The organism is Streptomyces sp. NPDC030799, assembly GCF_055572255.1.
Window position 1 is genome coordinate 63,343 of sequence record NZ_JBVIDS010000012.1, and the last position, 26,496, is coordinate 89,838.

The window sequence follows — 26,496 nt, forward strand, 5'->3', positions numbered from 1 at the left end:
ACCGCCCCGAACAAGGCAAACTGACGGGGTTGTTCGAGATGTCGAGGGGGACGAGCGCATGGATGGTGGGCCGCGAGTGCCTGAACAGCGGCGTCCCGGCTCCGTGACCGTCACGGAGCAGGCGGCGCTGCGGTTCGGCGTGCTCGGTCCGGTGCGGGCCTGGCGCGGCGAGGAACAGCTCAGCACGGGCTCCCCCCAGCAGCGCGCCCTGCTGGCCGCCCTGCTGCTGCGCGAGGGCCGTACGGCGACGGCGCCGGAGCTGATCGACGCGGTGTGGGGCACCGAGCCCCCGTCGCAGGCGCTTGCGGCGGTGCGTACGTACGCGTCGAGGTTGCGGAAGATCCTGGACCCCGGAGTCCTGGTCAGCGAGTCCGGCGGATACGCGGTGCGTTCGCCGGGCGAGGGCGCCCTCGACCTGGCGGTCGCGCAGGACCTGGCGGCGGAGGCGGAGAAGGCACGGGCCGCCGGCGACCTGTGCCGGGCCCGGGACCTGCTGAACCGGGCCCTGTCCCTCTGGGACGGCGAGGCCCTGGCCGGCGTCCCCGGCCCGTACGCCGAGACCCAGCGGGTCCGCCTGGAGGAATGGCGCCTCGGCCTGCTGGAGTCCCGCCTGGACATGGACCTGGAGCAGGGCTGCCACGCGGAGGCGGTCTCCGAACTGACGGCACTGACGGCGGCGCACCCCCTGCGTGAACGCCTGCGCGAGCTCCTGATGCTGGCCCTGTACCGCAGCGGCCGGCAGGCGGAGGCCCTGGCGGTCTACGCCGACACCCGCCGCCTGCTGGCCGAGGAACTGGGCGTGGACCCGCGCCCCGGCCTGCGGGAACTGCAGCAGCGCATCCTCCAGGCGGACCCGGCCCTGGCTGAGCCGTCGTCCCCCGCGGCAGAACCCGCGGTGGTCCCCGTCCGCCCCGCCCAGCTTCCCGCCTCCGTCCCCGACTTCACCGGCCGCGCGGCCTTCGTCGACGAACTCAGCGAGGTGCTGTCGTCGGCGTCGGAGGCATCGGGGACGACGGGCCGGGTGATGGCGGTCTCGGCCCTGGCCGGCATCGGCGGCGTCGGCAAGACGACCCTGGCGGTGCACGTGGCCCACCGGGCGCGGGGCACCTTCCCGGACGGCCAGCTGTACGTGGATTTGCAGGGCGCGGGCCCCCGTCCCGCCGAACCGGAGACGGTACTGGGCTCCTTCCTGCGCGCGCTGGGCACATCGGACTCGGCGATCCCGGACAGCCTGGAGGAACGCGCGGCCCTCTACCGCTCCGTCCTGGACGGCCGCCGGGTCCTGGTCCTGCTGGACAACGCGAAGGACGCGGCACAGGTACGCCCGCTGCTGCCCGGCACGGAGGGCTGCGCGGCCCTGGTGACGTCCCGGGTCCGCATGCTCGACCTGGCCGGGGCGCACCTGGTCGACCTGGACGTGATGTCCCCGGACGAGGCACTGGCCCTGTTCACGAGGATCGTGGGCGAGGAGCGGGTGGCGGCGGAACGCGAGTCCGCCCTGGACGTGGTGGCGGCGTGCGGCTTCCTCCCGCTGGCGATCCGCATCGCAGCCTCCCGCCTGGCAGCCCGCCGCACCTGGACGGTCTCGGTCCTGGCGGCGAAGCTCGCGGACGAACGCCGCCGCCTGGACGAACTCCAGGCCGGCGACCTGGCGGTCAAGGCCACCTTCGAGCTGGGCTACGGCCAGCTCGAACCGGCCCAGGCCCGCGCGTTCCGCCTGCTGGGCCTGGCCGACGGCCCCGACATCTCCCTGGCCGCCGCGGCGGCGGTCCTGGACCTCCCCGTGGAGGAGACGGAGGACCTCCTGGAGTCCCTGGTGGACACCTCCCTGCTGGAGTCGGCAGCCCCCGGCCGCTACCGCTTCCACGACCTGGTCCGGCTCTACGCGCGTGCGTGCGCGGAGCGGGACGAGCAGCCGCCGAGCGAGCGGGAGGCTGCGATGTCGCGTTTGCTGGACTTCTATCTGGCTACGGCGGCACAGGTGTATGCGATGGAGCGGCCCGGGGACCGGGTCGTGGACCATCTGCAGCCGACCGAGTATCCGGGGCTGAGGTTCGAGGACCGCCACCGGGCCCAGGACTGGCTGTACGCGGAGGCCGTGTCCCTGCTCGCGTGTGTGCGGCAGTTCGCGGGGCCGGGGACGCTGCTGCGCGCCATCGACCTGCTGTGGGTCGCCGTCGACCTGACCGAGTCCGGTGCCAACTCACGGGAGTACGACGCCGCCGCCCTCGCCATGCTCGACGCGGCACGAACCTGCGCGGACCGGCAGGCGGAGGTGCGGGCCGCGGTGGTCCTGGCCAACGCCCACCAGCTTTCGGGGCGCTTCGCGGAGGCGGACGAGTCGGCCCGGGAGTCCTTGCGCCTGGGCGAGTCCTCCAGTGACCCGCTGGCCCGCTGCTGGGCGGCCAACATCCGGGGTGCCCTGGCCTTCTACCAGCGCCGGTACGCCGACGCGGAGAAGCACCTCAAGCAGGCGCTCGCGGACTTCCGGGACTGCGGCGACCGCGCCGGGGAGGCAAGCGTGCTGTGCAACCTGTCCCGCATCCACGTGGTGACGGGCCGTCCGCAGAGCGCCGTGGAACTGGCGCAGCAGGGCGTCGACATGTACGAGACCCTGGGCCACGCGGTGAAGAGCGCCAACGGGCGCTACGCCCTTGGCATGGCTCTCACACAGAACGGCTTGCCCGCCGAGGCCGGCGAGAGGCTGCACGAGGCACTCGCGGTGTTCAGGGAGAGCCGTCAGCGGCTGTGGGAGGGAATGACGCTCTTCCGGCTCGCCGAACTCGATCTCGCGGCCGGCCGGCCCGCCCAGGCCTCGGCCAACGCCGAAGCCGCTCTGACCGTGCTCCGCGGGATCGGTGGGGAATGGCGACGCGGGAACGTCCTCACCGTCCTCGGCCGGGCACTCGCCGGCATCGGTCAGTCCGGGCGGGCCCACGTGTGCTGGCAGGAGGCCCTTTCCATCTATGAGTCATTGCAGTCCCCGGAGGCCGACACCGTCCGTGGGCTGCTCACGCCGGCCGCCGCGGCCTGACTCGGACCGCACGTTCATCGTTCGTTTATCGCCCCACGGCAGTCTCGGTCCTGTCGATCCGTCGCGTCGGGGGGCAGACGGACCGACCGTGAGGTCGCCTACGCCAACGATCTAGGGTTGGGCGATCCAAGACCCGTCCGGCCGTCCATCGGGGGAACGGCCGGACGGGCACGCCAGTCGAGTACAGCGCCAATGGGGAGGAAGCACCATGAGCGACACCACGAAGGACGAGACCGTCACCCCGGACAACGTCCACATCACCGACGCCCCCGCCAAGGGCACGGGCACGGTGAGCACGGACAACGTCCACATCACCGACGCTCCGGCCAAGGGCACGGGTACGGTCACGACGGACAACGTCCACATCACCGACGCTCCGGTGACCACGGACAACGTCCACATCACGTCCGACCCCAGCTGAGCCACCGCCCACAGGGGGACCGGCCGCGACGGCGCCGAGGGGGAGCCGTCGCGGCCGAGGTGTGTCCGGGGGCAGGCCTGGGCCCGATGCCGCGAACCGTCGGCACGGGGGAGAAGCGAGTGGGCGGCCCCACGGCAACCTCCCCGCCCCGCCCACCGAACGCCCCTCCCCCTCACCCCCTCCCCCGCAAAACCCCCTTCACCACCTTCCCGCTCGCGTTCCGTGGGAGTTCGCCCATGAACTCCACCGACCTCGGCACCTTGTAGTTCGCCATCTCGCGGCGGGACCAGGCGATCAGGTCGTCGCAGGTCAGGGTCGAGCCGGGTCTGCGCACCACGTACGCCTTGGCGACCTCGCCCAGCCGGGCGTCGGGCACGCCGATCACCGCCACGTCGGCCACGTCCGGATGGAGGCCCAGAAGCTGCTCTATCTCCGCCGGGTAGGCGTTGAAGCCGCCGACGATGAACATGTCCTTGATGCGGTCGGTGATGCGCAGGTTGCCCCGCTCGTCCAGGACGCCCACGTCGCCCGTGTGCAGCCAGCCGTCCGGGGAGATCACCTCGGCCGTGGCCGCCGGGTCGCCGTAGTAGCCCCGCATGACGTTGAAGCCCCGGACCAGGACCTCGCCCGCCTCACCGGGCGGTACCGGCTCGCCGGTCGCGTCGGCCAGCCGCACCTCCGTGCCGGGGATCGCTCGGCCGGAGGTGGACGCGATCACCGACGGGTCGTCGCCGCGCCGGCACATCGTGACGATGCCGCTCGCCTCGGAGAGACCGTACGCGGTGAGGACCGTGTCGACGCCCAGTTCGCCGTGCAGGCGCTCCACCAGCCGGAGCGGCACCACCGCCGCGCCCGTCACCACCAGCCTCAGCGCCGACAGGTCGTGAGCGTCCCGGGACGGGTGGTCCAGCAAGGACTGGTGGAGAGTCGGCGGGCCCGGCAACACCGACACCCGCTCGGCCGCGATGTTCGCCAGTGCCGTCTCCACGTTGAACACCGGCTGCGGGATCATCGTCGCCCCGCGCATCAGGCAGGCGATCACCCCGGCCTTGTAGCCGAAGGTGTGGAAGAAGGGGTTGATGATCAGGTAGCGGTCGTCCTCGCGCAGGCCTGCCAGGTCCGCCCAGATCTCGTACGCCCGCAGCGTCTGGTTGTGCGTGATCATCGCGCCCTTGGGGCGGCCCGTCGTACCCGACGTGTAGATGATGTCCGACAGTGCCGAGCCGTCCAACTGCCGCCGTCGTGAATCCACTTCCGCCCCGGCCACCCCTTCGCCCGCCGCCAGGAAGTCCTTCCACGTGCGGAATTCCGGTGGCGCGTCCTCCGAGAGGACCACCACCTCCTGCAGTTCCGGCAGCCCGGGCAGCGGGCCCACGCCGAGCCCCGCCCCCGGCGCCCCCTCGCCCGCCGCCCTCCGCAGGCTCGCCACGTACGACGTCCCCAGAAAGGTGCCGGTGACGAACAGCAGCCTCGCCCCGCTGCGGCGCAGTACGTCCGTGGCCTCCGCGCCCTTGAAGCGGGTGTTGAGCGGTACCAGGACCGCGCCCGCCGTCACCGCGCCGAGGGCCGCCGTGATCCAGTCCAGGGAGTTGGGGGCCCAGACCGCGACCCGGTCGCCCGGCTCCACCCCGCTCGCCAGGCAGGCCGCCGCCGCCCGCTCCACCCGGGCGCCCAGTTGCGCGTACGTGATCCTCGTACGGCCCTCGACCACCGCCTCCGTGCCCGCGTACCGCTCGGCCGACCACCGCACCAGCTCCGGGATGGTGCCCCAGTCACGCATAACGCCCTCCACCCGACTAGCTGACTGACCGTCAGATTAGCGGTAACCTGACGGACTGTCAGCCAGTGGAAGGGGGCCACACCCATGGCAGGACCAGGCCTGAAGGACGCCACCGCCATCGTCGGGATCGGGCAGACCGCCTTCGCCAAGCACCTTCCCGAGGACGAGAAGACGCTCGCCTGCCGGGCCGTGCTCGCCGCGCTCGACGACGCGGGGCTGACGCCCGGCGAGGTCGACGCGCTCGCCTCCTACACGATGGAGGAGACCGACGAGGTGGAGCTGGCGAAGGCCGTGGGATTCGGGGACCTGACCTTCTTCAGCAAGGTGGGGTACGGCGGTGGCGGGTCCTGTGCCACCGTCGCGCATCTCGCCGCCGCCATCGCCTCCGGGCAGGCCACCGTCGGCGTGGCGTGGCGGTCGCGCAAGCGCGGCAGCGGACCCCGGCCCTGGACCAGCACCACGGTCCAGCTGCCCACTCCGGCCCAGTGGACCCGCCCCTTCGGCCTCCTCCGGCCGGCGGACGAGATAGCCATGCTCACCCGGCGCTACATGCACGAGTACGGCGCCACCCGCGATCACCTCTTCAACATCGCCCTCGCCTGCCGGAACCGGGCCAATCAGAACCCGGCCGCCGTGATGTACGAACGGCCGCTGACCCGCGAGATGTACATGACCTCCCGGTGGATCAGCGAGCCGCTGTGCCTCTTCGACAACTGCCTGGAGACGGACGGGGCCCTCGCGTGTGTGGTCGTCGGGCGGGAGCGGGCCCGGGACTGCCGCCAGGCACCCGTCTATGTCCACTCCGCCGCCCAGGGGCTGCCCGCCCAGCACCACGGCATGGTCAACTACTGGAACGACGACCCCCTCACCGGCCCCGCCTGGACCGCGGCCCGGCATCTGTGGAAGTACGCCGACTTCACCCCGGACGACGTGGACGTGGCGCAGATCTACGACGCGTTCACCGCCCTCGTCCCGCTCTCCCTGGAGGGGTACGGCTTCTGCGGGAGAGGGGAGGGCGGGGCGTTCACCGAGGGCGGCACCCTGGAGATCGGGGGGCGGCTGCCCCTCAACACCGGCGGGGGCGGGCTCTCCGAGGCCTATGTGCACGGCTTCAACCTCATCAATGAAGGGGTGAAGCAGCTGCGCGGAACCAGTACCGCGCAGGTTCCGGGGGCCGCCACCTGTCTGGTCACCGCGGGGGAAGGCGTTCCGACCTCCGCTCTGCTGCTGAGGAGTTGATCCGGCGTGCTGACTCCCGTCACCGACACCGACGGCGCCCCCTTCTGGGAGTACGCGGCCCGCGGCGAACTGCGCGTCCAGGCCTGCGGCGACTGCGGTGAGCCCCGCTTCCCGCCCCGTCCTTGCTGCCCGCACTGCCGGTCCTTCTCGCACGAGTGGCGGCTCACCGGCGGACGCGGGCGGATCTGGTCGTACGTCGTGCCCCATCCGCCCCTTCTCCCCGACTACGCGGAACAGGCGCCGTACAACGTGGCCGTCGTGGAGCTGGAGGACGCCCCGCGCATCCGGCTGGTGGGGAACGTCGTCACCCATGCCGGCGCGCCCCTCAATTCCTGTGACCCACGAGGACTGAGGGTCGGCGCGCGGGTGCACGTCGTCTTCGGGGACGGCGGGCTGCCGCAGTGGGTGCTCGCGTGAGCACCGTACGGGTCGACGCCGACAAGGACACCGGCGTCGCCGTCGTCACCCTGAACCGGCCGCACAAGCTCAATGCCATCGACATGGAGATGGTGCGCGAGCTCGCCGGGACCTGGCGCGCCTTGCGGTTCGACGACTCCGTGCGGGCCGTCGTGCTCACCGGGGCCGGCGAGCGGGCCTTCTGCACCGGGATCGACCGGGACGTCGTCGTGCCGCAGCCCTCGTCGCCGTACATGCAGGACGATCCGCTGCTCGGCGTCGGGCCGAAGGCGAACGACCTGTGGAAGCCGGTGGTGGCCGCGGTGCGGGGGATGGCCTGCGGTGGGGCCTTCTATCTGCTGGGCGAGAGCGAGTTCCTCGTCGCGGACACCACGGCCGCCTTCTTCGATCCGCACACGACGTACGGCATGGTCAGCGCGTACGAGTCCGTGCTCATGGCCCAGCGGATGCCCTACGGGGAGGTCGCGCGGATGATGCTCATGGGGACGGCCGAGCGGATCTCCGCCGAGCGCGCCCATGCCGTCGGGCTCGTGTCCGAACTCACCGAGCCCGGAGGGGCGTTGGAGGCGGCCGTGCGCTGTGCCACCGTCATCGCCGGGTATCCGTCGGAGGGAGTACAGGGGACGGTGCGGGCCCTGTGGGCGGCGAAGGAGGCGGGCCGTGCGCAGGCCTACGCGCAGGCGCCGCATCTCGTCGCGCTGGGCAATCTGCCGGCCGAGCGGCAGGCGGAGCTGTTCGCGGGGCGGGGGCGGGGCGGGTTCCGGACGCGGTGAGCCGTCACCTCTCGACGGTGGCGTTCCGCTGGGGCTCGCAGTGGTCGAGACGGGCGAAGTAGGCCTTGTTGAACGGGATCTTGGTGGTCTGCTTGCCGTTGGCGGGGACGGTGACGTCCACGTCGTCGAAGTCGATGAACTTGGAGCGCTTGTCCTTGTAGAAGACCGTCACCGAGAAGGTGGCGCTGGTGTCGTTCGGGTTGGTGACCTCGACCGTCACGTACGGTTTCTTCCTGTTCGCGCAGCTGATCAGCTTCACCGTGGCGTCCTGGAGGTAGTCGCCGCCACTGGTGCTGCCGCTGTTGTCGCTGCCGAGGCTGTCGTCGTCCGAGTTGTCGTCCGAGTTGTCGTACGTGTCGTCGTGGTCCTGGTGCGAGCTGCTGCACCCGCCCCCACTGCTGCTGTGGCTGCTCCCGTAGTGACGGCTGCTGCGGTGCTTCCCTGTCGAGAAGCCCGTCAGGGCCAGGATCACGAACATGACCACGGCCGTGAACTTGAGTGTGCGCCCCCGTGAGTTCATGCGATCACCCTAATGGCGGATCGATCACCGTGGCAGGGGTCCCTTACCCGGGGTAGCGTCAGTCCTGAGACGGCCGCCGTCCGGAGCCCTTCCGTGTAACCGGTGCGACGGCCGTCACGCACTCACGCGGTCCGCGCCGTTCCCGTCCCCTTCTCCGCGTCCAGCGCGTACACGCACCGGTCCTTGCTGCACGCGTACACCACCCCGTCCTTGACCACCGGGGAGCCGGTGATCTCACCGCCGGTGGCGAGCTTCCATCGGAGCCGGCCGTCGTCGGCCTTCAACGTGTACAGAAGATGATCCGTGGAACCGAAGTGGATGCGGCCCTCGGCCACCGCGGGGGCACCCACCACGTCGCCGCCCGCCTGGAAGCGCCACTTGGGCGTGCCGGTGACCGCGTCCAGGGTGTACAGGCCCTTGCCGCTGCCGACATGGACGTGGCCGGCCGCCACGAGCACCGGTTCGACGGAGGCGCGGGCCTCGGTGGCGATGCGCCAGCGGTCGCGGCCGTCGGTGGCGTCGAGGGCGTAGACCGTGCCGAGGTAGTCCGCGAGGTACACGCCGCCGCCGGTCACCGCCGGGCCGGGGGTGAAGGCGGGCGGGGACAGGAAGACCGCGGGCGCCTCGAAGTGCCAGCGGACCATGCCGCTCGCCGCCTCGACGGCGAGCACACGGGTGCCGGCCGAGACGTAGACGTAGCCGTCCGGCGCCGGGGCGAGGCGGACCGGTACGCCGCCGCAGGAGGCGGCGTCGCCGACCGGGTACGACCAGCGCTCCTCGCCGGTGCGGGCCTCCAGGGCGCGCAGCCGGGCGTCCTGCCAGACGTAGACCGTGCCGTCGTGGACCAGCGGGCCGGCCTCGGGGGACTCGAAGTCGGTCTGGCAGCCGGCGATCTCCCACAGCTTCTGCCCGTTCGCGGCCTCCCAGGCCTGGACACCGCCGCCCCGGGTGCCGGTGACGACCGTGCCGCGGTCGGCCTTGAGGGAGTACACCCAGGCGTCCGTGGACAGCCGCCACAGGTCGGTGCCCTCGCGGGCGTCCAGGGCGAACAGGGTCGGGCCGTCGGAGGCGTGGATACGGCCGTCCGCCACCGCCATCGACCAGGCGACGTCCCTCGTCTTGAAGCGGCGGCGGCCGGTGCCCACGTCCAGGGCGTGCACCTCGAAGGAGGTGACATAGACCAGGTCGCCGTCGACGGCGGGGGTCCCCCAGACCTCGTTGGACATGCGGAACCGCCAGGGCCGCCAGCCGCTCGCCGTCTCCGGGGGCTGGGGCGGGACGGGCGGTACGGCGGAGCCTACGGCAGGGTCCGTGCCGGCGACGCCGGTGCGCGGGCGGGACCAGCTGGCGACCAGCCCGGCCTCCGGCGGGGGCGCCTTGACGGCCGCGGCGCGGGCGTCGGCGACGCGCGGGCCCGGCCCGATCGGCACCTGGGCGCCGGCCAGCCGGACCGGGCCGGTGTCGGGCACGACGGCGGAAGCGACGGCGGGCACGGGCGGGTCGTACGGGGGCGGCGGGGGCACGGCCGAGCGGCCGCCGCTCCGGGGGCCGCCGGTCGGCGCCGGGGCGGGCTTGACGGCGGGTCGGCCGCCACGGCCCCGGGCCTCGATGAGGGCGACCGCCTTGTCGGGCAGCCAGGCCGAGGCGGTGCCGCTGTCGTCGGAGCCGGAACCGAAGAGATGGGGAGCCAGCTGGGCCTGGAGGTCGGCCGGGGTGGGCCGGGCGGGGGCCTCCATCTGCATACAGGCCTCGATCAGCGGGCGCAGCTCGTCGGGCAGACCGGTGAGGTCGGGGCCCTCGCGCAGCAGCATGAAGACCGTCTCGACCGGGTTGGCGCCGTGGAAGGGCGGGTGGCCGGTGGCCGCGAAGACGAGGGTGGAGCCGAGCGAGAAGACATCGCTGGCGCCGGTGACGCTGCGGGAGTCCTTGGCCTGCTCCGGGGACATGTAGGCGGGGGTGCCGACGGCGACGTTCGTCATGGTCAGGCGCGTGTTCGAGACGCCGGAGGCGATACCGAAGTCGATCACCCGGGGGCCGTCCTCGACCACGAGCACGTTCGACGGCTTCAGGTCGCGGTGGACGAGCCCCGCGCCGTGGATGGACTGGAGGGCTTCCGCCACGCCCGCGGCGAGCCAGCGCACGGCCTGGGCCGGGAGCGGCCCGCAGTCGTTCACTATCTCCTCCAGGGAGGGCGCGGGGACGTACGCGGTCGCGAGCCAGGGCACGGCGGCGCGCGGGTCGGCGTCGACCACGGCGGCCGTGTAGAAGCCGGAGACCGCACGGGCCGCCTCCACCTCGCGGGTGAAGCGGACCCGGAACAGCTGGTCCTCGGCCAGCTCGGTGCGCACCGTCTTGATCGCCACGCGCCGGCCGGACGCCGAGCGCGCGAGATAGACCAGCCCCATGCCGCCGGCGCCCAGCCGGCCCAGCACCTCGAACGGCCCGATCCGCCGCGGATCGTGCTGCGTCAGCTGATCCACCACTTGCCTGCCACCTCCCCGTACGAGCCGCGCCATCCATATATGTACGCGACCGAAGTGCAGCGTCTCACCACCGCACCGCCGTGGCGGCACGCACCCCGATTCTTCCTGGCCGGGCCGCTGGTTGCGAACCCGGTGAGAAGAGGGGTGTCTCCCCGCAAACCCATCCAAAGTCCAACCAATCGGACGGATCAGCGCTGCAGCAGTGCGAACGACGCCCCCTGATTGTCGGTGACGACGGCCACGCTTCCGTACGACGTCTCGAAGGGTGGCGCCTGCACCCGGCCGCCGAGCCGCTGTACGGCCCCGAGCGCGTCGTCGAGGTCCGCGACCCGGAAGTGGGTGAGGAAGTGCGGGGGCATCTCGGCCGGGAAGACCTCGGTGACATGGGCGCGCCCGAAGTCGGGCTCGGCACCCGCACCGAAGAGGGCCTCGTGGAAGAGGCCGCCGTAGAAGGCGTTGGCGGCGGCGGTGTCCCGGGTGTACAGCTCGGCCCAGACGAAGGTGCCGGGCTCGTGCCGCCGGCCGAAGCCGCGGTGGCGGCCCGGCTGCCACAGCCCGAACACCGCGCCCTCGGGGTCGGCGGCGAGGGCGGCGACCCCGAGGTCGCCCACCGGGAACGGGGCCATGACCACCTGCCCACCGGCCTCGGTGATCCGCCGGCCGAGGGCCCCGGCGTCCGGGGTGGCGAAGGAGACCGTCCAGACGGTGGGCATACGGCCGTCGATCTTGGGGGCCAGCGAGGCGACGGGCTCCCCCTCCAGCCGGGCCCACACCGAGGAGCCGTAGGCGTCCTCGAAGGACCACCCGAAGAGCTCACCGTAGAACCGCTTGCCGGCCTCGACGTCGGCGAGCTGGGCGTCCACCCAGCAGGGAACGCCCTCCCCGTACACCTCTCCCGCCTCTTCCGCCGCTTCATTCCCGGATGCCCTGTTTTCGGCCATGCCGTCAAAGTAACCGGGCCGCGCGCACCGCGCAGACCAGGCACACCACCCCCAGAGGACCCGTGCACCCCATTTGCACTCGGCCGAATCGCGCTCCGATCACCCCTCGGTAAGCTGACGGCATGACAGGACAAGTGCGTACCGTCGACGGCCGCGTGGCCGGCCGGCGTGGGCAGGCGACCCGGCAGAAGCTGCTCGACTGCCTCAGCGAGATGCTCAGCTCCTCCCCCTACCGGGACGTCAAGGTCATCGATGTCGCCCGGAAGGCGGGCACTTCGCCCGCGACCTTCTATCAGTACTTCCCGGACGTCGAGGGCGCCGTCCTGGAGATCGCCGAGCAAATGGCGGCTGAGGGCGCGGGATTGACCGAACTGCTCGAAGGCCGGTCCTGGGCCGGGAAGTCGGGATGGCAGACCGCGCAGGAACTCGTGGACGGCTTCCTGGAGTTCTGGCGCAAGAACGACGCGATCCTGCGCGTGGTCGACCTCGGCGCGGCCGAGGGGGACAAACGGTTCTACAAGCTCCGTATGAAGATCCTGAACTCGGTGAACAACTCCCTGTCCGACTCCATCGCCGAGCTGCAGTCCAAGGGCAGGGTCGACAAGGACGTGAACCCGGCGGCGGTGGCCGGTTCGCTGGTCGCGATGCTCGCGGCGGTGGCGGCGCACCAGAAGGGATTCTCGTCCTGGGGTGTGAAGCAGGCCGAACTCAAGCCGAATCTCGCCCTGTTGGTCCATCTGGGTGTGACAGGAAAGAAGCCGAGCAAGTAGGAAACCGTCTCTTTCCGGGCCCAAGTCCTGTCTTGGCAGGCGGTGGTTCACCCGCGATCACGCGCGGTGGGCCACCGCCTGCTCCGCTATGCGGGCAGCGGCCGGTCCCGTACGACGTGTTTCATCACCAGCGTCGAGGTCAGCCGCTGCACTCCGGGCAGGGTCGCGAGCCGCTCGTCGTACAGCCGCTGGAAGGCCGCGAGGTCGGCGGTGGCGACCCGGAGCAGGTAGTCGGGCTCGCCGAACAGCCGCTGGGCGTCCAGCACGTGATCCAGTTCGCCGACCGCCCGCTCGAACTCGGCGACCGTGTCCCGGTCCTCCTGCCGCATGGACACGAACACCAGCGCCTCGAAGGTCAGCCCGAGCGCCGCCGCGTCCACCACCGCCCGGTACCCCTGGATGGCACCGGAGCGCTCCAGCTCACGCAGTCGCCGATGGCAGGGCGAGACACTGAGCCGCACCCGTGCGGCCAGCTCGGTCACGGTCAGCCGCCCGTCCTGCTGCAGCTCGGCAAGGATTTTCCGGTCCACGTCGTCCATGGGACAAATCTTCCCTCAATGTACGAGACAGCGGGCAAATTTCGGGAACACTTTCGAGCCATTCACGCCTAATGTCCCCACCATGGACTCGGGACTGCTCTTCTCCTACCTCGCCGTGGACCTGCTGCTGGTGTGTGTACCGGGCGCCGACTGGGCGTACGTCATCGCGACCGCCCTGCGCGGCCGCCCCGTGTCGCGCGCGGTGGCCGGCCTGGTCAGCGGCTATGCCCTGCACACGGCCCTGGCGACGGCGGGCCTCGCGGTCCTGGTGGCGGGCTCGCCCCGACTGCTGACGGCCCTGACGGTGGCGGGCGCCGGTTATCTGCTGTGGCTGGGCTGGGACGTCCTGCGCCGGCCGGCCGTACCGGGCGCGGACGACGCCTCACCGGCCGAGGACAGGCTCTTCCTCAGGGGCGCCACGATCAGCGGACTGAACCCCAAGGGCCTGCTGCTCTACCTCTCCGTCCTCCCCCAGTTCCTCACCCTCCGCGGCCCCCACCTGCCCGTGGCCGCCCAGACGGCGGCGCTGGGCCTGCTCCACATGGCGTGCTGCGCGGTGGTCTACCTCACGGTCGGCGCGTTGGCGCGTGCGCTGCTTTCCGCGAGGCCGGCCGCAGCGCGGGCGGTGACGCGGACGTCGGGAGCGGCGATGCTGGGGATCGGGGCGTTTTTGCTGGTGGAGCGGTTGGCGACGCTTTAGCTCCGCACGGGGTGCCCCGACCTGCCGTCCGGCGGCTGCGGCATCGTCGGGGCCGGTCGCGCAGTTCCCCGCGCCCCTCAGGGAGCCGCAGCGATCCGGAACAGCCGGATCTCCCGGTCCACCCGGGCCTGGTAGGTGGCGTACGGCGGCCAGAACGTCAGCAGCGCCTGCCAGGCCGCGGCCCGCTCCTCCCCCGTGAGCAGCCGGGCGGTGACGGGAATGTCCTGCCCCTTCCAGCTGATCGATGCCTCCGGGTGGGCGAGCAGGTTGTGGCTCCAGGCGGGATGCCCCGGCCGCCCGAAGTTGGAGCCGACGAGCAGCCAGCTCCTGCCGTCCTCCTCCGGCATACAGGCCAGCGGAGTCCTGCGGAGCTGTCCGCTGCGGGCGCCGGTGGAGGTGAGGATCACCCCGGGCAGCAGCTGGGCGCTGAGCAGGATCCGGCCCCGGGTGAGCCGGTGCACGGCCCGGTCGAGCGCCGGCACCACATGCGGGGCGACCCTCGCGAAGGCCCGGGTGGACGACATCCGCTGTACGAACCGCACGCCGAGCCCGGCCATCAGACCGCCACCTCGCCGCCCGCGAAGAGACCGGCGACCTCGGCCGCCCGGTCCCGCAGCCGGTGCACGGGCCCGAACAGCAGCTCGTCCCCGGCCGCCCGCTTGAAGTACAGCTGCGCGTCGTGCTCCCAGGTGAACCCGATCCCGCCGTGCAGCTGGATCCCCTCGGCGGCCGCAAGATGCAGCGCCTCCAGGGCCTGAGCGAGCGCGAGCCCACCGGATCGTTCCCCCTGAGCGCAGGACCACGACCCGGCATCCCACGCGGAGCAGTACGCCGCCGACCGAGCCGCCTGCACCGCCACATACACATCCGCCAGCCGGTGCTTCACCGCCTGGAAGGACCCGACGGGCCGCCCGAACTGCTCGCGCTGTCCGACGTACTCCACGGTCCGCTCCAGCACCCGGTCGGCCGCCCCGACGGCCTCGCAGGCGAGCACGGCCGCGGCCGACTCCCCGAGCGCGGCGAGGGCGGGCAGTACGTCCACATCCTCCTCGCCGAGCAATTCCGCCCGCACATCCCGCAGTTGCACACGTCCCTGCGGCCGGGTGGCGTCGAGCGCGGTCTGCCGGGTCCGTACGACACCGGGCGCGTCCCCCGGCACCAGGAACAGCAGGGTCCGGGACCGGGCGAAACCCCCGGTGTGCGCGGCGACGAGCAGCAGCCCCGCGCTGTGCCCGTCCAGTACCTGGTCGGCCTGCCCGTACAGCCGCCAGTCGCCGTCGGCGCGCCGGGCCTGGACCCCGCCGGCCCGTCCGCCGCCGGCGCAGAAGCTGCCGTTGTCGCCGGTCAGGGCGAGGGCCGTGGTGAGGGCGGGGCCGGGGACGGCGAGGGCGGCGGTGCGGGTGCCGGCGGCCAGGCGCGGCAGCAGTCCGGCGCGCTGGGCCGGTGTCCCCAGCGCGAGGATCAGCGGGGCGGTGAGGACGGAGGTGGCGAGCAGCGGGGAGGGGGCGAGGGAGCGGCCGGTCTCCTCGCAGGCGAGGGCCAGTTCGGTGACCGAGCAGCCGACACCGCCGTACCGCTCGGGCAGCGCGAGCCCCGGCAGGCCGAGCCGGCCGGCGAGGGCGGACCACAGGAGGGGGTCGTGGCCGGACGGGCTGTCGACGGCGGTCCGCAGCTCCGCCGGGCCGCACCGCTTGTGCAACAGCTCGCGCAGGGTGCGGCGGATCTCGTCCTGCTCGGCGGTGAGGCGCGTGTCCATGGCTCTTCCCTCCAGATCTGACGGGCCGTCATATTAGGAGTCCGGGATCGACAAGCACAGGGGAAGGTGGGCTCTGATGACTCCGGGAAGCCGGAAAGTCGCCGTGGTGGGCGTCTCGCTCTCCGACTGCGGACGCGTGACCGACGCCACCCCCTACACACTGCACGCGCAGGCGGCCCGGCGCGCCCTGGCCGACGCGGGCCTCGGCCGTGAGGTGGTGGACGGAGTCGCCTCCGCCGGGCTCGGCACCCTGGCCCCCGTGGAGGTGGCCGAGTATCTGGGCCTGCGCCCCACCTGGGTGGACTCCACCTCGGTCGGCGGCTCGACCTGGGAGGTCATGGCGGCGCACGCGGCGGACGCGATAGCGGCGGGCCACGCGAACGCCGTCCTCCTCGTCTACGGCTCGACGGCACGGGCGGACATCAGGGCGGGCCGCAGAACGGGCGACCTCTCCTTCGGCGCCCGCGGCCCGCTGCAGTTCGAGGTTCCCTACGGCCACACCCTGATCGCCAAGTACGCGATGGCCGCCCGCCGCCACATGATCGAGCACGGCACGACCGTCGAGCAGCTGGCCGAGGTGGCGGTCCAGGCCCGGGCCAACGCGGCCCTGAACCCGGAGGCGATGTTCCGCGACCCGATCACGGTCGACGACGTCCTCTCCGGCCCGATGATCGCCGACCCCTTCACCAAGCTGCACTGCTGCCTGCGCTCGGACGGCGGCGCGGCAGTGCTGCTGGCGGCCGAGGAGTACGTGCGGGACTGCCGTACGGCACCGGTCTGGATCCTCGGCACCGGCGAGCACGTCTCGCACGCGGCGATGTCCGAGTGGCCCGACTTCACGGTGTCCCCGGCGGCGGTGAGCGGCCCCCTCGCCTTCGAGCGGGCCGGGGTGCGCCCCGCCGAGATCGACTTCGCGGAGATCTATGACGCCTTCACCTACATGACCCTGGTGACCCTGGAGGACCTGGGTTTCTGCGCGAAGGGCGAGGGCGGGGCGTTCGTGGAGAAGGGCCGGCTGCTGGTGCGGGGCGGAGAGCTGCCGGTCAACACCGACGGGGGTGGGCTGTCCGCCCAGCACCCCGGCATGCGCGGGCTGTTCCTGCTGGTGGAGGCGGTACGGCAGCTGCGCGGCGAGGGCGGGGAGCGTCAAGTCCGGGCGGCGGACGGCGCGTTGCCGCGGCTCGGGGTCGCCTCCGGGACCGGGGGGTGGTTCTGCTCGTCGGGGACGGTGGTGCTGGGCCGGGACTGAGCGGGCACCGGGCGATACTCGCCCCATGGAACAACACGATCTGGAGGCACTGCTCCGCTCACTGCGGGTCTGGGCCCCCGGGGCGACCGAGCTGCGCCCCTTCGACCCGGACACCGCCCCGCCGACCCCGCTGGCGCTGTTCACGAGCTGGTTCGCGGACGCGGTGGCGGCGGGGCAGCCGGAGCCGCACACGATGTCGCTGGCCACGGTGGACGGGGAGGGGAAGCCGGACGTACGGATCGTGATGCTGCACGGCGCCGACCCGGACGGCTGGTCCTTCGCCACACACCGCTCCAGCCGCAAGGGCCGGGCCCTCGGCACCCACCCGTACGCGGCGCTGGCCTTCTACTGGCCGGTGCTGGGCCGCCAGGTGCGGGTGCGCGGGCCGGTGACGGCGGCGCCGGCCCGGGAGAGCCAGGCGGATCTGCACGCCCGCTCGACGGGGGCGCTGGCCGCGGCGCTCACCGGCCGGCAGAGCGAGGAGCTGTCCTCGCTGGAGGAGCTGCGGCGGGCGTCGCAGACGGCTTGGGAGCGGGCCCGCGAGAACCCGGCCGAACCGTCCCCGACCTGGACGCTGTACCGGCTGCACCCCGAGACGGTGGAGTTCTTCCAGGGCGACCCCGACCGGCGCCACGTACGCCTGGAGTACCGCAGCACGGAGTTCGGCTGGAGCAGGGCGCTGCTGTGGCCGTGAGGTCCTCCCGCTGACGGCGCTCCCGCCGGACGAACCGTCGTCACTCGAAGAAGCGGCGGTTTCGGCGGACGAACTCGGCGAACCCGAGGGCTTGCGAGCCGGTGAGATCGGCGACGGTCGACGTCACGGTCCCGGCGCCGCCGTCACGGTAGGCACGGGCGACGCCCATGAGGGCATCGACGTGGAACTCCGGCAGGCCACGGCCGAGCAGGGCCGCGCGCGCCCGGTCGTCGGACAGACCCACATGGCGCACCGGCCTGCCGAGCACGGCGGAGAACTCCTCGGCGGCCTCGGCGTAGGTCAGGGCCTGCGGTCCGGTGAGGTCGTAGACGCGGCCGTCGTGGCCCCCTGTGGTGAGGACCCGCGCGGCGGCCCGGGCGACGTCGCCGGTGTCGACGAAGCTGATGGGTGCAGTGATCAGCGGCAGCGAGAACTCCCCGGCCTCACGGATGGACGGCTCGCCCAGGAAGTTCTGCAGATAGAAGTTGGGCCGCAGGATGGTCCAGGGCAGTCCGGACGCGGCCAGCGCCTGTTCGACGGGCCGGTGCAGCCGGGCGATCGGGGAGAGTTCCTCGTCGGCCCGCCAGACGGACAGCTTGACCACCCGGGCACCCGCCGCACGGGCGGCTTCGACCATGTTGAGTTCGTGCGTGGTCTGGGCGGGGCCCGTCGCACCGAGCAGAAACACCGTCCCGACACCGTCGAGTGCCGGGCCGAGCGTGTCGGGTCTGCCCAGGTCCAGCGTCACCGCCCGACCGCCCGCCTCGATCGCCCGGGCCGTGGTCCGCGGATCGCGGTACGCCGCCCGCACGGCCGCCCCCTGGGCCCGAAGGCACGTGAGGAGAGCCCTTCCGACCCTGCCGCTCGCGCCGGTCACCAGGATCATCGCTCTGCGCCCCCGAACCCCCACACCGTGAAATCCGCCACCGGCCGGTACCCGATCCGCTGGTACAGCCCGTTGCTCGTCGGGTTGTCGAGGTCGGTGAAGAGGAGGATCTCCGCCACGCCCGCCTCCCGCGCGGCCCGGCTCACCTCGGCCGTGACCGCGCCCGCATAGCCGCGGCCACGCAGGTCCGCGGGGGTGTAGACGGGGGCGATGCGGACCTGGCCGGCCGTTTCGGGGGTGGCGCCGGCCATGGCGAGCGGGGTTCCGTCGGCCGCCTCCCAGAGGGTGACGCCGCCGTAGGAGATACGGGCGTCGGCCCAGTTGCCCGCGTCCTGGCCGACGCCGCCGGTGATCTCCTGGAACTCCTTGAACCAGCGGACCAGCAGCTCCCGGTCGGCCGGCCCGGCGATCCGCGCCCGCCCCTGCGGCCGGGGCTCCGGTGCGGTCAACTCGTCCAGCCGGTAGAGCCGTTGCCGTTTGTCGACGGCGACCGCCGTACCGGTGTGCCGCTGCCAGGCCGCCGCGAAGGCCTCCGCCGTCTCCTGCGGCCCGGACACTCCGGGGAGCGGGCGGTCCAGCTCCGTGTACCGGGCCGCCAGGGTGTCGGCCTCCTGCGGGGTGAGCGCGGTGACGTGGACGTGGAACGGCGGGGTGTGGACCAGGGTGGCCCGTACCGTGCCGTCGTCGGCTTCCAGCAGGCCGAAGAGGGGGGCCTGGGGGCCGTAGAGGTGCAGCCCGCGGCGGCGCAGCGCGTCCGCCACCGTCAGCGGGACCGTGTGCAGGGCGGGACGGGAACGCAGGAAGTCGCCGGCGCGGGCGAGGAACTCGTCCAGGTCTTCGGTGAGGTACCAGTCGTCAGGGCGCATACGGCCCATGATCGGCGCGAACCTCCGGGCGGGACACCGGTTTTCCCCTGGAGCTCAGCCCTCGGGGCGGAACACCGGCTTCCCCTCCGCGAACGTCACGCGCAGCGGCAGCCCGGCCCGCAGGTCCTGCCCCGCGCAGTCAACCACCTGCGTCATCATCCGCGGGCCCTCCGCCAGATCGACCACGGCGGCCACGTACGGCGTGCGGTCGCGGAAGGGCGGCAGGTCGTTGCGGTGGACCGTGGACCAGGTGTAGAGCGCGGCCCGGCCGCTCGCCTCCTCCCAGGTCACCTCCTCGCTCCAGCAGTGCGGGCAGAACTCGCGGGGGTAGTGGTGGGCCCGGCCGCAGGCCCCGCAGCGGCGGATCAGCAGCCGGCCCTCCCCGGCCGCCTCCCAGTAGGGGCGCGTGAAGGCGTCGGGCTCGGGGAGGTCGTGGCGCACCGCACTCACCGCCACCACCCCAGCCACGCGTCCAGCGACCACGCCTCCCACGACATGCCGAACCAGCCGACCAGGGAGATCAGCGCCATCATCGAGTTCTGGCCCTGTTCCGCCCAGTCGTGGATCATCAGGACGAAGTAGAGCGCGTTCAGCAGCAGCCCGCCGATCAGGGCCACCGGGGTCAGGAAACCGAGGATCAGGCCGAGCCCGAGGGACAGTTCGGCGTACGCGACGAGGTACGCCATCAGCTTCGGATGCGGCTTCACCACCGTCTCGAAGCCCGACCGCACCGGCGCCCAGCGGTGTTTCTCCGCGATCTCCGCCGCCCACGCGATGCCGCTGCCCCGCTCGAACCAGGCCTTCTTGTCCTTGTGCCGCCAGCTCTCCAGCCACCACAGACCGAGACCGATCCGCAGCACCGCCAGCCACTGAGCGCCGTCGAGCCATATCGAGTCCATGGCATCTGACGGTACGTCAGATGCCTGGTCAAGCCCACCCGTGCAACAGGACCGATCGCCGTACAGCCACAACCAGGTGTTCTACGTCACCGGCCCCACCCACTTCTCCTACACCCGTGATCAATCCGCAACCAATTCCGGTCTTGACCGAGACCCATCAACCAGGTGGGTGATTACGCTCCGAGCATGGCCGACTCCCGTTCCGTTTCCGTACCACTCTCCGCCACCCCCGCCGACCGCCCGGTCTACGTCATAGGTGCCGGTCCGGGCGGTCTGGCCGCCGCCCACGCACTGCGGGCCCGGGGCATACGGGCCGTGGTCCTGGAGAAGGCCGACCAGGTGGGTGCCTCCTGGCGCGGCCACTACGACCGCCTGCGCCTGCACACCACCCGACGGCTGTCCGCCCTGCCGGGCCTGACGATCCCCCGGAAGTTCGGGCGCTGGGTGTCCCGCGACAACGTGGTGCGCTACCTGGAGAAGTACGCCGAGCACCACGAGCTGGAGATCGTCACCGGTGTGGAGGTCTTCCGCATCGAGCGGACCGGGGACGACACCGGCTGGCTGCTGCACGCCTCCGGCGGGCGCGAGCTGACCGGCAGCGCGGTGGTCGTCGCCACCGGCTACAACCACACCCCGCGCATCCCCGACTGGCCCGGCCTGACGGAGTACGGCGGGCAGTTCCTGCACGCCGGCGCCTACCGCAACGCCGAGCCGTACGCCGGCCGGGACGTCCTGGTCGTCGGCGTCGGCAACACCGGCGCCGAGATCGCCGTGGACCTGGTGGAGGGCGGGGCGGCGCGGGTGCGGCTGGCGGTCCGCACCGTCCCGCACATCGTGCGCCGCTCGACCCTCGGCTGGCCTGCGCAGTACTCGGGCGTGCTGGTACGACGGCTGCCGGTACGGCTGGTGGACCGGCTCGCCAGGCCGGCGGCCCGGCTCGGCGTGCCGGACCTGTCGGCCCACGGGCTGCCGCGCCCGGACACCGGGATGTACAGCAGGGTCATGCAGGGTGCCGTTCCGGTCCAGGACGTCGGCCTGATCGACGCCGTACGCAAGGGCAAGGTGGAGATCGTGGCCGCCGTCGAGTCCTTCGAGGGCGGGAACCCCGGAAAGGTCGTCCTCGCCGACGGCAGCCGCATCGAGCCGGACGCCGTGATCGCGGCGACCGGGTACACCCGGGCGCTGGAGGGGCTGGTGGGGCATCTCGGGGTGCTGGACGGCCGGGGGAAGCCGGTGGTGCACGGTGGCCGTACGCCCGCGCAGGCGCCCGGCCTGTACTTCACCGGCTTCACCAACCCGATCAGCGGCATGTTCCGGGAGATGGCGCTGGACGCCGGGAAGATCGCGAAGGCAGTGGCCGGGCAGCTGCGCAACCGGCGGTAACTTTGCGGGTCCGACCCGTTCCTGACGGAGCACCACCTTTGTAATCTGACAGAGCGTCAGTTTATTTGTGCTGTCTCACAGGAGCGGGGCGGACCGATGCTTGGATCAACCCACGGCACCCTCACCACCGACTCCCGCCGGGCCCGGGTCCTCGCGTGCGGCGAGCAGCGGCCCGGCCCCGCCGTCCACGACCGGGTCGACGATCTCGACGTCAGCGGACGCCCGCTGTACGCGGACGTACCCGATCTGACCCGCTTCTTCCGGCCCGAGTCGGTCGCCGTGATCGGCGCCTCGGACGCGGAGGGACGGCCGAACACCGGGATCACCCGGCAGCTGCTGGCCTGGGCCGAGCGCGTGGGCGCGCGCATGTATCCGGTGCATCCGACCCGCCCGTCCGTCTTCGGCGTCCCCTGCGCCGCCTCCGTCGCCGAACTGCCCGGCCAGATCGACCTGGCGGTGCTGCTGGTGGCCGACCCGCTGCCGGTGATCGGGGAACTGGCCGAGGCCAAGGTGAAGTTCGCGGTCGCCTTCGCCTCCGGGTTCGCCGAGACCGGCGAGGCGGGCGCCGAGGCGCAGCAGCGGCTCGCGGACGCCGTGGGCCGCTCGGGCCTGCGTCTGCTCGGTCCCAACACCAACCTCAACGCCTTCGAGCGCTTCCGGGACGACCTGACCGGCCCGGCGATCGCACTCATCACCCAGTCCGGGCACCAGGGCCGCCCCGTCTTCGCCCTGCAGGAGCTCGGCATCCGGCTGTCCCACTGGGCGCCCACCGGCAACGAGGCCGACCTGGAGACCGCCGATTTCCTCTCCTGGTTCGCCGAGCAGCCCGAGGTCGGCGCCATCGCCTGTTACGTGGAGGGCCTCAAGGACGGCCGGGCCTTCCTGCTGGCCGCCGACCGCGCCGCCCGCCGCAGGGTACCGGTGGTCGCGGTGAAGGTGGGCCGCACGGAGACCGGCGCGCGTACGGCCGCCTCGCACACCGGCAAGCTCACGGGCGCCGACGACGTGGTGGACGCGGCGATGCGCCAGTTCGGGGTCGTACGGGTCGACGGACTCGACGAACTCCAGGACACCGCCGCCCTGCTGGCGCGGGCCAGGGCCCCGCTGGCGGACGGGATCGCGGTGTACTCGATCTCCGGCGGCACCGGCGCCCACGCCGCCGACCTCGCCACCGCGGCCGGGCTCCGCCTCCCCCGGCTGTCCGAGGCCAAGCAGGCCGAGCTGCACCAGTGGATACCGGAGTACCTGAACGTGGCCAACCCGGTGGACAACGGCGGGCACCCGGTCGGCGACCACCGCGGCCGGAAGATCATCGACGCGCTCCTCGCCGACCCGTCGATCGGGGCGCTGATCTGCCCGATCACCGGCCCGTTCCCACCGCTGAGCGACAGACTCGTCACGGACCTGGTCGAGGCGGCGGAGCAGACGGACAAGCTGGTGTGCGTGGTGTGGGGGTCGCCGGTCGGCACGGAGGCGGCGTACCGCGAGGTGCTGCTCGGCTCGTCGCGGGTGGCCACGTTCCGCACGGTGGGCAACTGCCTCACCGCGGTCCGCGCCTGGCTGGACCACCACGCTTTCGTGAGCGAGTACCGCTCGCCCTTCGACGAGGCCCCGCGCACCCCCTCGCCGTCCTACCGCAAGGCGGAGGCGCTGATGCGACCGGGCCAGCAGCTGAGCGAACACGCGGCCAAACAACTCCTGCGCGCCTACGGCATCCGGGTGCCTCGCGAACAGCTGGTGACCAGCGCGGCGGCCGCCGTACGCGCCGCGGCCCAGGTCGGCTACCCGGTGGTGATGAAGGCGTCCGGCGCCCAGATCGCCCACAAGACGGAACTGGGCCTGGTGAAGATCGGGCTGACGTCCGCCAGCCAGGTCCGGGACGCCTACCGCGAGCTGACCGACATCGCCCGCTACGAGGGCGTCTCGCTGGACGGGGTCCTGGTGTGCCAGATGGTCGAGCAGGGCGTGGAGATGGTCGTCGGGGTGACGCACGACGACCTGTTCGGCCCCACCGTGACGGCCGGACTGGGCGGGGTGCTGGTGGAGGTCCTGCACGACGCCTCCGTACGCGTCCCCCCGTTCGGCGAGGACCAGGCCCGCGCCATGCTCACCGAACTGCGCGGCCGGGCCCTGCTGGACGGCGTCCGGGGCCGCCCGCCGGCCGACCGGGACGCGCTGGTGGAGGTGATCCTGCGGGTGCAGCGCATGGCGCTCGAACTCGGTGAGCACCTGGCGGAGTTGGACATCAACCCGCTGATGGTGCTGCCCCGGGGGCAGGGCGCGGTGGCGCTGGACGCGCTGGTGGTGTGCCGATGAGCGAGCTGCACACCGAGCACGTCGACCAGGTGTCGTACGTGACGCTGAACCGCCCGGAGACCCTCAACGCCCTCACCCCCGCGCTCCGGGACCGGCTGATCGACGTGCTCGCGGAGGCCTCGGCCGACCCGGACGTCCGGGCGGTGGTCCTGACCGGCACGGGCCGCGGCTTCTGCGCGGGCGCGGACCTGCGGGGCGGAGCCGGTGGCGACCGGCTCCCGGGTGATGTGGCCCGGGTCCTGCGCCGGGGTGCCCAACGCCTGATCGCGGCCGTCCTGGACTGCGAGAAGCCGGTGATCGCCGCGGTGAACGGCACGGCGGCGGGCCTCGGCGCGCACCTGGCGTTCGCCTGTGATCTGGTCCTGGCCGCCGAGTCGGCCCGTTTCATCGAGGTGTTCGTACGACGGGGTCTCGTCCCGGACGCGGGCGGCGCCTACCTGCTCCCCCGCCTGCTGGGCCCGCACCGGGCGAAGGAGCTGATGTTCTTCGGCGACGCGGTGCCGGCGGCGGACGCGGCACGCCTGGGCCTGGTCAACCGGGTCGTCCCCGACGCCGACCTGGAGAAGACGGCCCGCGCGTGGGCTGCGCGCCTGGCCTCCGGCCCCACCCGTGCCCTGGCCCTGACCAAGCACCTGGTGAACACCTCCCTGGAGGCGGACCGCGCCACCGCCTTCGCGGCGGAGGCCTGGGCCCAGGAGCTCAACATGGCGACCGAGGACGCCCTGGAGGGACTGCGGGCGTTCACGGAGCGCCGGGGGGCGGAGTTCCGGGGGCGCTGAGGACCGATTCCCTCTGGTCCTCCCACGAACCGATCACGCACCGGACCTTGTTACCTGACGATCCGTCAGCTTCAATGGCGGGGTGATGGGACACGCAGGAGCGGCGGCCTTCGCCGTCCGGTATCTGGGGCCCGGGACCGTGGACGCCCTGCCGCGGCCCGAGTTGCGGTGCGTACGGGAGGACGAGCGGGCGCCGGTACCGCCGGTGGAGTTCCGCCGGGTACTGGGAAGCTTCGCGAGCGGGGTCACCGTGATCACGGCACCGGACGCCGACGGCTCGGGCTCCCCCGCCGGCTTCGCCTGCCAGTCCTTCACCTCCCTCTCCCTCGAACCGCCCCTGGTCTGCTTCATGGTCGGCCGTACGTCCACGACCTGGCCCCGCATCGCCCGCGCGGGCGCCTTCTGCGTCAACGTCCTCAGCGCCGGCCAGACCGAACTGTGCCGGACCTTCGCGGTGAGCGGCGCGGACAAGTTCGCCGGGGTCGCCCACGACACGGCCCCCGTCTCCGGCTCCCCGCGCCTGACCGGTGCCGCCGCCTGGATCGACTGCACCGTCCACGCCGTGCACACCGGGGGCGACCACCTGATCGTCGTGGGCCGGGTGGACGCCCTCGGCACCACGGAGGAACCGGGCGACCCGCTGCTCTTCCACCGGGGGCGGTTCACCCGGCTTGCCCCCCAGACGTGAGGAGTGGGCGCCCGTCCTCAGAGAGCGATCGTTTCGGCGTCGTCCAGCCAGAGCGCCGCATGCCAGTCCTCGACGGTGACCAGCCGGTCGTCCAGATCGAGAGCCGTGATCTCCCGCGCCCTCTGGCTCAGGGGTGAATCAGCACCTCGGCTCGCCCACCGCCGGTCCGGCCCGAGGGTCGGCGCACGGCCAGCCGCCACAGCGACGTCACCTCGGCCGCGCGGGCCGCGTGCAGGGGGTCGCCCGGGTCCGTCGCGCGCGGGTGACGAGGGCGGGTGTCCGTGCGGGCCAGTACCTTCAGGCCCGCCTCCTCGATCGCTCCGAGCAGTTCGGCGCGGGTGCGCAGGCCCAGGTGTTCGGCCAGGTCGGAGAGGATCAGCCAGCCCTCGCCGCCGGGTTCCAGATGCGTGGGCAGACCGGTGAGGAAGGCGTGCAGCATGGCGCCGCCGGGGTCGTACACGCCCTGGTCGAGCGTGGAGGCGGGGCGGGCCGGGAGCCAGGGCGGGTTGCAGACGACCAGCGCGGCCCGGCCGGGCGGGTACAGCTCCGGGCCGGTGACCGTGACCCGGTCCGCGAGGCCGAGGCGCGCGAGATTGTCCCGGGCGCAGGCGCGGGCCCGGGAGCTGAGGTCCGTCGCGATGACGCGGCGCACCCCGCGCCGGGCGAGCACGGCGGCCAGCACACCGGTGCCGGTGCCGAGATCGAAGGCGGTGCCGCATCCTGGGCCGACTGTGGGCAGCGGGGTCTCCGCCACCAGGTCGACGTACTCGCCCCGTACGGGAGCGAAGACGCCGTAGTACGGGTGGATGCGGGCGTCGTCGCCGAGGGCCGGTACGGGGACGCCCTTCTCGCGCCACTGGTGGGCACCGAGGACGCCCAGGAGTTCACGGAGCGGGACGAGGGTCGGACCGGACGGTGGGCCGTAGGCCTCGGTGCAGGCGCGGCGGACGTCCGGGGCGCGGCGCAGGGCGAGGCTGTGGTCCGGTTCGAGGAGGACCAGGAAGCGGCCCAGCAGTCGGGCCCGGTGGGCGCGGAAGCGGCGCTGGAGGCGGAAGGTCTCGGCCGGCGAGGGGGTCGGTTGTGGAGCCTTGCGGTCGATGCGGCGGGACAGTGCGGACAGCAGCCGGCGTGCGCCGTGGTAGTCGCCCCGCCAGAGCAGGGCGGTGCCCTCGGCCGTCAGGCGATGGGCGGTGGCGGCGCGGAGGCGGTCGTCGGCGACGATCAGCCGGCGGGGCGGCGGGAAGCCGCTCTCAGAGTGCCAGCGGGCGGACAGGGGGGCGTTCTCGGTCCAGCGGACCAGGGACACGGCATGCTCCTCGGGAGGGTGTTCCTACGTGGGCGGGCACGAGGAACGCGTCACCGA

The 26,496-nt window shown here is 72.7% G+C and carries 25 protein-coding genes; 13 read left to right on the forward strand and 12 right to left on the reverse strand.

Annotated elements, in window-relative coordinates:
- Nucleotides 1–58 precede the first annotated feature (58 nt).
- Both afsR and ACZ41I_RS28190 read left to right on the forward strand, forming a co-directional pair.
- Nucleotides 59–3,034, forward strand: coding sequence for an SARP-family global regulator AfsR (gene afsR, locus ACZ41I_RS28185; protein WP_468515385.1), 2,976 nt, complete (start codon nucleotides 59–61; stop codon nucleotides 3,032–3,034).
- A 208-nt stretch (nucleotides 3,035–3,242) separates the two neighbouring features.
- Nucleotides 3,243–3,455, forward strand: coding sequence for a hypothetical protein (locus ACZ41I_RS28190; protein WP_363215193.1), 213 nt, complete (start codon nucleotides 3,243–3,245; stop codon nucleotides 3,453–3,455).
- Nucleotides 3,456–3,627: 172 nt separating this feature from the next.
- Here the strand turns inward: ACZ41I_RS28190 and ACZ41I_RS28195 are convergent, their stop codons facing one another.
- Nucleotides 3,628–5,235, reverse strand: a complete 1,608-nt coding sequence (locus tag ACZ41I_RS28195) for a FadD3 family acyl-CoA ligase (protein WP_468515386.1) — start codon at nucleotides 5,233–5,235, stop codon at nucleotides 3,628–3,630.
- An 84-nt stretch (nucleotides 5,236–5,319) separates the two neighbouring features.
- Between ACZ41I_RS28195 and ACZ41I_RS28200 the strand changes: the two genes are divergently transcribed.
- From ACZ41I_RS28200 to ACZ41I_RS28210, 3 genes are read left to right on the forward strand one after another with little or no spacing between them, the layout of a single operon-like run.
- Entirely contained in the window at nucleotides 5,320–6,474 is a 1,155-nt protein-coding gene (locus ACZ41I_RS28200) for a lipid-transfer protein (RefSeq protein WP_468515387.1), read from the forward strand.
- A gap of 6 nt (nucleotides 6,475–6,480) precedes the next feature.
- Complete coding sequence (locus ACZ41I_RS28205; protein ID WP_399776135.1) at nucleotides 6,481–6,891, forward strand: Zn-ribbon domain-containing OB-fold protein; 411 nt, start codon at nucleotides 6,481–6,483, stop codon at nucleotides 6,889–6,891.
- Complete coding sequence (locus ACZ41I_RS28210) at nucleotides 6,888–7,664, forward strand: enoyl-CoA hydratase/isomerase family protein (RefSeq protein ID WP_468515388.1); 777 nt, start codon at nucleotides 6,888–6,890, stop codon at nucleotides 7,662–7,664. The genes ACZ41I_RS28205 and ACZ41I_RS28210 overlap by 4 nt, the downstream gene beginning before the upstream one ends.
- A gap of 4 nt (nucleotides 7,665–7,668) precedes the next feature.
- Here the strand turns inward: ACZ41I_RS28210 and ACZ41I_RS28215 are convergent, their stop codons facing one another.
- From ACZ41I_RS28215 to kbpA, 3 genes are all read right to left on the reverse strand, one after another.
- Nucleotides 7,669–8,184, reverse strand: coding sequence for a hypothetical protein (locus tag ACZ41I_RS28215; protein WP_468515389.1), 516 nt, complete (start codon nucleotides 8,182–8,184; stop codon nucleotides 7,669–7,671).
- A 122-nt stretch (nucleotides 8,185–8,306) separates the two neighbouring features.
- Nucleotides 8,307–10,667: a protein serine/threonine kinase AfsK gene (gene afsK / locus ACZ41I_RS28220; RefSeq protein WP_468515390.1), complete on the reverse strand. Its 2,361-nt coding sequence runs from the start codon at nucleotides 10,665–10,667 to the stop codon at nucleotides 8,307–8,309.
- A 188-nt stretch (nucleotides 10,668–10,855) separates the two neighbouring features.
- Entirely contained in the window at nucleotides 10,856–11,608 is a 753-nt protein-coding gene (gene kbpA, locus ACZ41I_RS28225) for an AfsK-binding protein KbpA (RefSeq protein WP_363215187.1), read from the reverse strand.
- 122 nt (nucleotides 11,609–11,730) lie between these two features.
- Between kbpA and ACZ41I_RS28230 the strand changes: the two genes are divergently transcribed.
- Nucleotides 11,731–12,378, forward strand: coding sequence for a TetR family transcriptional regulator (locus ACZ41I_RS28230; RefSeq protein ID WP_399776144.1), 648 nt, complete (start codon nucleotides 11,731–11,733; stop codon nucleotides 12,376–12,378).
- Between the two features lie 86 nt (nucleotides 12,379–12,464).
- Here ACZ41I_RS28230 and ACZ41I_RS28235 read toward each other — a convergent pair whose 3' ends face one another.
- Nucleotides 12,465–12,917: an Lrp/AsnC family transcriptional regulator gene (locus tag ACZ41I_RS28235; RefSeq protein WP_363215185.1), complete on the reverse strand. Its 453-nt coding sequence runs from the start codon at nucleotides 12,915–12,917 to the stop codon at nucleotides 12,465–12,467.
- Nucleotides 12,918–12,999: 82 nt separating this feature from the next.
- On the opposite strand from ACZ41I_RS28235, the gene ACZ41I_RS28240 reads away from it, so the two are divergent.
- On the forward strand, nucleotides 13,000–13,617 hold the full coding sequence (locus ACZ41I_RS28240; RefSeq protein WP_363215184.1) for a LysE family translocator: 618 nt from the start codon (nucleotides 13,000–13,002) through the stop codon (nucleotides 13,615–13,617).
- A gap of 77 nt (nucleotides 13,618–13,694) precedes the next feature.
- Here the strand turns inward: ACZ41I_RS28240 and ACZ41I_RS28245 are convergent, their stop codons facing one another.
- Both ACZ41I_RS28245 and ACZ41I_RS28250 read right to left on the reverse strand, forming a co-directional pair.
- On the reverse strand, nucleotides 13,695–14,174 hold the full coding sequence (locus ACZ41I_RS28245) for a nitroreductase family deazaflavin-dependent oxidoreductase (RefSeq protein WP_468515391.1): 480 nt from the start codon (nucleotides 14,172–14,174) through the stop codon (nucleotides 13,695–13,697).
- A complete protein-coding gene (locus ACZ41I_RS28250) occupies nucleotides 14,174–15,373 on the reverse strand; it encodes an acyl-CoA dehydrogenase family protein (RefSeq protein ID WP_468515392.1) in 1,200 nt (399 codons plus the stop codon). Before ACZ41I_RS28250 ends, ACZ41I_RS28245 begins: the two co-directional genes overlap by 1 nt.
- A gap of 76 nt (nucleotides 15,374–15,449) precedes the next feature.
- On the opposite strand from ACZ41I_RS28250, the gene ACZ41I_RS28255 reads away from it, so the two are divergent.
- Together ACZ41I_RS28255 and ACZ41I_RS28260 are read left to right on the forward strand one after the other, a co-directional pair.
- Nucleotides 15,450–16,622: a thiolase C-terminal domain-containing protein gene (locus ACZ41I_RS28255; protein ID WP_468320409.1), complete on the forward strand. Its 1,173-nt coding sequence runs from the start codon at nucleotides 15,450–15,452 to the stop codon at nucleotides 16,620–16,622.
- Between the two features lie 25 nt (nucleotides 16,623–16,647).
- The gene (locus tag ACZ41I_RS28260; RefSeq protein WP_399776151.1) at nucleotides 16,648–17,316 is read left to right on the forward strand and encodes a pyridoxal 5'-phosphate synthase; all 669 of its coding nucleotides are present in this window, start codon (nucleotides 16,648–16,650) and stop codon (nucleotides 17,314–17,316) included.
- Between the two features lie 40 nt (nucleotides 17,317–17,356).
- On the opposite strand, the gene ACZ41I_RS28265 is transcribed toward ACZ41I_RS28260, so the two are convergent.
- The 4 genes from ACZ41I_RS28265 to ACZ41I_RS28280 are packed head-to-tail and all read right to left on the reverse strand — an operon-like array spanning nucleotide 17,357 to nucleotide 19,967.
- Nucleotides 17,357–18,202 (reverse strand): NAD(P)H-binding protein, encoded by an 846-nt coding sequence (locus tag ACZ41I_RS28265; RefSeq protein ID WP_468515393.1) that lies wholly within the window; start codon nucleotides 18,200–18,202, stop codon nucleotides 17,357–17,359.
- On the reverse strand, nucleotides 18,199–19,068 hold the full coding sequence (locus ACZ41I_RS28270; protein ID WP_468515394.1) for a GNAT family N-acetyltransferase: 870 nt from the start codon (nucleotides 19,066–19,068) through the stop codon (nucleotides 18,199–18,201). The genes ACZ41I_RS28265 and ACZ41I_RS28270 overlap by 4 nt, the downstream gene beginning before the upstream one ends.
- A gap of 54 nt (nucleotides 19,069–19,122) precedes the next feature.
- The gene (locus tag ACZ41I_RS28275) at nucleotides 19,123–19,518 is read right to left on the reverse strand and encodes a Zn-ribbon domain-containing OB-fold protein (protein WP_363217986.1); all 396 of its coding nucleotides are present in this window, start codon (nucleotides 19,516–19,518) and stop codon (nucleotides 19,123–19,125) included.
- Entirely contained in the window at nucleotides 19,515–19,967 is a 453-nt protein-coding gene (locus ACZ41I_RS28280; protein ID WP_468515395.1) for a DoxX family membrane protein, read from the reverse strand. The genes ACZ41I_RS28275 and ACZ41I_RS28280 overlap by 4 nt, the downstream gene beginning before the upstream one ends.
- A gap of 186 nt (nucleotides 19,968–20,153) precedes the next feature.
- Between ACZ41I_RS28280 and ACZ41I_RS28285 the strand changes: the two genes are divergently transcribed.
- The 4 genes from ACZ41I_RS28285 (at nucleotide 20,154) to ACZ41I_RS28300 (ending at nucleotide 25,133) form a co-directional block, all read left to right on the forward strand.
- Nucleotides 20,154–21,350: a flavin-containing monooxygenase gene (locus ACZ41I_RS28285; protein WP_468515396.1), complete on the forward strand. Its 1,197-nt coding sequence runs from the start codon at nucleotides 20,154–20,156 to the stop codon at nucleotides 21,348–21,350.
- Nucleotides 21,351–21,446: 96 nt separating this feature from the next.
- A complete protein-coding gene (locus ACZ41I_RS28290; RefSeq protein WP_468515397.1) occupies nucleotides 21,447–23,666 on the forward strand; it encodes an acetate--CoA ligase family protein in 2,220 nt (739 codons plus the stop codon).
- The gene (locus ACZ41I_RS28295; protein ID WP_468515398.1) at nucleotides 23,663–24,445 is read left to right on the forward strand and encodes an enoyl-CoA hydratase/isomerase family protein; all 783 of its coding nucleotides are present in this window, start codon (nucleotides 23,663–23,665) and stop codon (nucleotides 24,443–24,445) included. Before ACZ41I_RS28290 ends, ACZ41I_RS28295 begins: the two co-directional genes overlap by 4 nt.
- An 85-nt stretch (nucleotides 24,446–24,530) precedes the next feature.
- On the forward strand, nucleotides 24,531–25,133 hold the full coding sequence (locus tag ACZ41I_RS28300) for a flavin reductase family protein (protein WP_363217991.1): 603 nt from the start codon (nucleotides 24,531–24,533) through the stop codon (nucleotides 25,131–25,133).
- Nucleotides 25,134–25,260: 127 nt separating this feature from the next.
- Here the strand turns inward: ACZ41I_RS28300 and ACZ41I_RS28305 are convergent, their stop codons facing one another.
- On the reverse strand, nucleotides 25,261–26,439 hold the full coding sequence (locus ACZ41I_RS28305; RefSeq protein WP_468515399.1) for a methyltransferase: 1,179 nt from the start codon (nucleotides 26,437–26,439) through the stop codon (nucleotides 25,261–25,263).
- Nucleotides 26,440–26,496: the final 57 nt, after the last annotated feature.

Bases quoted from the DNA above. Each gene is read 5' to 3' on its own strand.
- afsR (WP_468515385.1), top strand. From the start codon at position 59: ATGGATGGTGGGCCGCGAGTGCCTGAACAGCGGCGTCCCGGCTCCGTG.
- ACZ41I_RS28260 (WP_399776151.1), top strand. From the start codon at position 16,648: ATGGAACAACACGATCTGGAGGCACTGCTCCGCTCACTGCGGGTCTGG.
- ACZ41I_RS28200 (WP_468515387.1), top strand. From the start codon at position 5,320: ATGGCAGGACCAGGCCTGAAGGACGCCACCGCCATCGTCGGGATCGGG.
- ACZ41I_RS28235 (WP_363215185.1), bottom strand. From the start codon at position 12,917: ATGGACGACGTGGACCGGAAAATCCTTGCCGAGCTGCAGCAGGACGGG.
- ACZ41I_RS28230 (WP_399776144.1), top strand. From the start codon at position 11,731: ATGACAGGACAAGTGCGTACCGTCGACGGCCGCGTGGCCGGCCGGCGT.
- ACZ41I_RS28265 (WP_468515393.1), bottom strand. From the start codon at position 18,202: ATGATCCTGGTGACCGGCGCGAGCGGCAGGGTCGGAAGGGCTCTCCTC.
- ACZ41I_RS28195 (WP_468515386.1), bottom strand. From the start codon at position 5,235: ATGCGTGACTGGGGCACCATCCCGGAGCTGGTGCGGTGGTCGGCCGAG.
- ACZ41I_RS28240 (WP_363215184.1), top strand. From the start codon at position 13,000: ATGGACTCGGGACTGCTCTTCTCCTACCTCGCCGTGGACCTGCTGCTG.
- ACZ41I_RS28300 (WP_363217991.1), top strand. From the start codon at position 24,531: ATGGGACACGCAGGAGCGGCGGCCTTCGCCGTCCGGTATCTGGGGCCC.
- ACZ41I_RS28245 (WP_468515391.1), bottom strand. From the start codon at position 14,174: ATGGCCGGGCTCGGCGTGCGGTTCGTACAGCGGATGTCGTCCACCCGG.
- ACZ41I_RS28270 (WP_468515394.1), bottom strand. From the start codon at position 19,068: ATGCGCCCTGACGACTGGTACCTCACCGAAGACCTGGACGAGTTCCTC.
- ACZ41I_RS28295 (WP_468515398.1), top strand. From the start codon at position 23,663: ATGAGCGAGCTGCACACCGAGCACGTCGACCAGGTGTCGTACGTGACG.
- ACZ41I_RS28215 (WP_468515389.1), bottom strand. From the start codon at position 8,184: ATGAACTCACGGGGGCGCACACTCAAGTTCACGGCCGTGGTCATGTTC.
- ACZ41I_RS28190 (WP_363215193.1), top strand. From the start codon at position 3,243: ATGAGCGACACCACGAAGGACGAGACCGTCACCCCGGACAACGTCCAC.
- kbpA (WP_363215187.1), bottom strand. From the start codon at position 11,608: ATGGCCGAAAACAGGGCATCCGGGAATGAAGCGGCGGAAGAGGCGGGA.
- ACZ41I_RS28255 (WP_468320409.1), top strand. From the start codon at position 15,450: ATGACTCCGGGAAGCCGGAAAGTCGCCGTGGTGGGCGTCTCGCTCTCC.
- ACZ41I_RS28290 (WP_468515397.1), top strand. From the start codon at position 21,447: ATGCTTGGATCAACCCACGGCACCCTCACCACCGACTCCCGCCGGGCC.
- ACZ41I_RS28280 (WP_468515395.1), bottom strand. From the start codon at position 19,967: ATGGACTCGATATGGCTCGACGGCGCTCAGTGGCTGGCGGTGCTGCGG.
- ACZ41I_RS28250 (WP_468515392.1), bottom strand. From the start codon at position 15,373: ATGGACACGCGCCTCACCGCCGAGCAGGACGAGATCCGCCGCACCCTG.
- ACZ41I_RS28285 (WP_468515396.1), top strand. From the start codon at position 20,154: ATGGCCGACTCCCGTTCCGTTTCCGTACCACTCTCCGCCACCCCCGCC.